At 43.8% G+C, this 4,448-nt stretch carries 4 protein-coding genes; all 4 read left to right on the top strand.

Annotated features, from left to right (window positions below; all coding sequences use genetic code 11):
* A partial coding sequence (locus tag F6K37_RS33010) for an oxidoreductase (RefSeq protein WP_287254880.1) occupies window positions 1–491 on the top strand: 491 nt, incomplete at its 5' end.
* A 293-nt stretch (window positions 492–784) separates the two neighbouring features.
* Window positions 785–2,251 carry a c-type cytochrome gene (locus F6K37_RS33015; RefSeq protein WP_287254882.1) on the top strand — a complete coding sequence of 489 codons (1,467 nt, stop codon included), beginning with the start codon at window positions 785–787 and terminating at the stop codon, window positions 2,249–2,251.
* 91 nt (window positions 2,252–2,342) lie between these two features.
* Window positions 2,343–2,771, top strand: a complete 429-nt coding sequence (locus F6K37_RS33020) for a hypothetical protein (RefSeq protein ID WP_287254884.1) — start codon at window positions 2,343–2,345, stop codon at window positions 2,769–2,771.
* A gap of 75 nt (window positions 2,772–2,846) precedes the next feature.
* The gene (locus F6K37_RS33025) at window positions 2,847–4,295 is read left to right on the top strand and encodes a c-type cytochrome (protein ID WP_502887795.1); all 1,449 of its coding nucleotides are present in this window, start codon (window positions 2,847–2,849) and stop codon (window positions 4,293–4,295) included.
* Window positions 4,296–4,448: the final 153 nt, after the last annotated feature.

The raw sequence follows: 4,448 nt of genomic DNA on the forward strand, positions 1-4,448 counted from the left end.
CCATCTTCTTGTTCTTGTGGAACCGAGTTTACAGAAAGGGTTCGACTCAGCCGATAATCGGCAAAGATGTACAGGATAAAGCCTTGGACGACTCCTTCCGGGAGTTTGTATCAAGTCAAACCATGCAGGAACTCCTAGATAAATACCAAGGTATTAGCATCAGTGATGCTCGGGAAATCAAAAAGCATGTCAATATCCCAGTCATCTGCACGGGAGGTTTTCAGCAAGCATCTTACATCCGTGAGGCGATTAGTGAAGGATTCTGTGATGCAGTTAGTATCGCCCGTCCTCTGGTTGCCAATAATGACCTAGTCCAGCAGTTTCAGCAAGGAAAAGACTTGCCAGAACGACCCTGCACCTACTGCAACAAGTGCTTGGTCAATGCCCTACAAAACCCCCTAGGCTGCTACGATGTGCGCCGATATAATGACGACCACGACAAAATGATTGAACAGGTGATGACTGTATTTGATCCACCGCCATTCTCCTAATTCTTAATTATATTGGTAAACAACGAGGAATAAAAACCTTTTGTAAGAAACATTTTTGTTTCTTTACATGTTATAGAGAATGCGATCGCGTAGCGTAGCCCTTCGGGCTAATCGCTTTCCTCGAACGCTTTTTTCTATAGGAGTTAGGATGTTACGGTACATAGGTTGAGGGGGCACGGCTGTGTACCCCTACAAATGGCGTTCATTTTTGGATACAAGGGTAAGTCTTGATCTACTCAGGACTGAGCACTGAACACTGACGCACTATTTTATAGATCACAGCTAAGAAACTTATGAGTGAATCAGAAAACCCAACCCTACTCAAGGGTGCTTTCAAAAGCTTAAAGCGGTTTTGGCTTCTTATTATCGGAGTTGTACTGGTCATCACCCTAGTGATAGCTTGGCCGTTGATATCCAACTCCCCAGTTAGATATGCAGATATTAATGACCACTTTAAGTATGGTTCCATCGGCAGCGAGCCAGTGAATGGAGTTCCCTACTGGATCTGGAAAGTACTGCCAGCAATTTTCCCAGATAAGCTACCCGGTGAGGGTTATGCTTCATTAGGCTTTATCTATGAACCAGGACAAGACAGACCCATCGGCTTTTCAAAGCGTCGGATTTTCGTTGACCGTGTTGGTTTAAATTGTGCAGTCTGCCATGCTGGTACAGTGCGAGATACCCCCGATAGTACACCCAGGGTAATCACCACCATGCCTTCCAATACGGTCGATCTATCGGGCTACATCAAGTTAATCTCCGAAGTAGCATTTGATCCACGATTCAACGCTGACCGGATTTTGGCAGAGATTGCAGCCCAAGGGGAAAAGTTCAACCCGATCCAGAAATTGATTTATCGCTACCTGGTTATTCCCCAGACTCGGGATGCTTTAATTGCTCAGGGTAGCCTACTCGCCTTTTTAGATAACCAACTTGATCGCGGTCCTGGGCGGGTGGATACTTTTAATCCCTATAAATCCCTGCAATTTCGCTTCCCAATGGATCACTTAGATCCTGATGAACTGATTGGTGGTGCAGATTTTCCCTCCATCTGGAATCAGAAGCCTCGTGAGGGTTTGCAGTTGCACTGGGATGGTGATAACGACTCGGTGGATGAGCGGAACCTGAGCGCTGCTTTGGGTGCAGGGGTCACACCAACCACGGTAGATTTGGATGGGATTCAACGGGTTGCTGATTGGCTGTGGGAATTACCACCCCCGCCCTATCCCTATGAGATTAACCAGAATTTGGCAGCAGTGGGTAAGCCAATTTATGAAAACAACTGCGCCAGCTGCCATGCTTTTGGTGGTTCAAAGGTTGGCAAGGTAACACCTATTGAAGAAATTGGTACAGACCGATATCGCCTGGATTCCTACACCTATGAACTGCTTTCTAATCAAAATACCCTCTTTGTCGGCACGCCACGGCGTTTCAAACATTTCCGCAAGACCAATGGCTATGCCAATGTGCCCCTAGATGGAGTTTGGCTACGAGCTCCCTATTTACACAATGGTTCAGTACCAACTCTCAGAGACTTGTTAGAAACCCCCGAAAACCGACCCAAAGAATTCTATCGAGGTGATGATGTTTTCGATCAGCAAAAGGTTGGTTTTGTTTCCGATGTAGCCGAGGATAATACCAAGGAATTCTTTAAGATTGATACAACAATTCCTGGCAATTTAAAGAGTGGTCACCTGTATGGAACTGACCTCTCTCCAGAAGCAAAAGATGCCTTAGTAGAGTACATGAAGACTCTTTAGTAAGGGATAAATGTCAACAATTATGGACAACAAAAATAAACCAATACATTAAACAAAGAGATTACAACAACAGATTCAAGCAAGAGGTAAAATGAACACTTACGCTAAATGGTTTGGTCGTGTGGTATGGCTTGGCATCATTATCAATGTGGTGTTTTTTGTCATTCCCTTATTGTTCTTCCCAGAAGTCATGCTTTCGTTATTAAAAATGCAAATTCCAGTGCCGATTATCTGGGTACGTGCTGCAGGGTTGCTGTTGCTGGAAATCAGTATTTTATACATTCCTGGTGCCATTGATCCCTATCGCTATAAAGCAACAGCTTGGATGTCGATATTGGTCACACGAGGTGGTGGAGCTACGTTTTTTATAACGGCTGTCTTGTTATTTGGTCAAGATCTGGGATTTCTGAGTATCGCTTTGGTTGACCTTGTCTTCGCAGTTATCCAAGGAATTCTATTATTCCTTGCCCTGCAAACTGGACAACCCCTTATTTCAGAAACAGCCAAGGGATTATCCTAACTTTTCGGTAATAGTGAGACTTATCACCTAGCACTGCACTCAGCACTATCTAGCAGTAGGGAGAAAAATAACGTTATGGAAATGGTGAAGACGAAATTAGGGAAAATACTAATAACGATTGTGATTAGTATTTTACTGCTGGCTGGAGTTGTAGCCTATGTGGGATGGTACAACCTATTTCGAGAAGACCCCAATCCTCCCACCTATTACGATTATGAGTCGCCAGAAGAACACTTCAAATATGGTTCCATTGGCACAGAAAATGCTGAAGGTGTACCGTATTTAATTTGGCTGGTGCTTCCCCGGATATTTCCTGACAAACTCCCAGGACCGGGGGGTTATACATCTTTGGGAATTACTTGGGAAGAGGGGAAAGAATTGCCCATTGGCTTTTCTAAAAAAACTATTGGTTTTCCCCGTCAGGGCATAACTTGTGCTGCTTGTCATACGGCTACATTTCGCAAAACTCCTAAAGATAAACCCACGATTATTGCAGCAGGGCCGTCAAATAAGTTTGATTCTCAAGGCTACCTCCGATTTCTGCAAGCTTGTGGCAATGATCCACGATTTACAGCGGACTATATTCTTGGAGAAATTGGATATAATTATGAACTTTCTTGGTTTGATAAACTACTTTATCGCTATGTAATTATTCCTCAAACTAGGAAATCAATTCTGGAACTTGGGGAAGAATATGCTTGGATGGATTCCCGTCCCGACTGGGGACCTGGTCGGATCTCTCCGTTCAACCCTGTTAAGTTTCGATACTTAGATCAGCCTCTAGATGATTCTGTTGACAACTCCGACATGATGCCCCTTTGGAATCAAAAGATGCATGAAGGATTTGCCTATCATTGGGATGGCTTAGAAACGTCACTGACGGAAACCATCCAGACTGGGGCAATCGGGGATGGTGCTACTAGGAAGTCGATTAATATCGAAGGTTTAAAGCGGGTAGAAGATTATATTACTGAATTACCTCCTCCCCCATATCCTTTTGAGGTTAATCAAACATTGGCAGCAAAAGGTAGTGAGATTTTTGCCAATACCTGTGCATCCTGCCATGCTTTTGGTGGAGAACGGACAGGAACTGTTATTGAGATCGATGAGATTGGTACTGACCGCAACCGCTTAGATATGTGGACTCAGGAAGCAGCTGATGCTTATAATGAGTACGCTGAAGACTATGAATGGGACTTTGACTACCTGCGTAAGACTAATGGTTATGTGGCAGTAGCCCTTGATGGACTTTGGCTAAGAGCTCCTTATCTCCATAATGGTTCGGTGCCTAATCTAACAAACTTACTGGAAACTCCTGAAAACCGGACGAAGGTATTTTACCGGGGATATGATGTCTATGATCCCGAAGAAGTCGGCTTTGTCTCGGAGGGCGCAAATGCTGAGAAGGAGGGTTTCAGATACGATACTAGCGTTATAGCTAACGGTAACCAAGGACATATTTATGGCACTGATTTACCTGAACAGGATAAGAAAGCCTTGATTGAATATCTGAAAACTTTGTGATCTCCTGGACTTTCTAAAGCACTAGCATATGGGGCAGATAAACTTCCCCATATGCAGCAATTAAACTAATCGTATTTACTGAAATCTTTCAGTTTCATTTAAATAAGAGTAGCTCTTTAGCTATTATCAAAATAACCAAACTTTTTTTGGGCG

The organism is Moorena sp. SIO4E2 (assembly GCF_010671945.1).
In the GTDB taxonomy this organism is placed as follows: domain Bacteria; phylum Cyanobacteriota; class Cyanobacteriia; order Cyanobacteriales; family Coleofasciculaceae; genus Moorena; species Moorena producens.

Excerpts from the sequence above, each read along its gene's own strand:
- F6K37_RS33020 (WP_287254884.1), top strand. The coding sequence starts at position 2,343 with ATGAACACTTACGCTAAATGGTTTGGTCGTGTGGTATGGCTTGGCATC.
- F6K37_RS33015 (WP_287254882.1), top strand. The coding sequence starts at position 785 with ATGAGTGAATCAGAAAACCCAACCCTACTCAAGGGTGCTTTCAAAAGC.
- F6K37_RS33025 (WP_502887795.1), top strand. The coding sequence starts at position 2,847 with ATGGAAATGGTGAAGACGAAATTAGGGAAAATACTAATAACGATTGTG.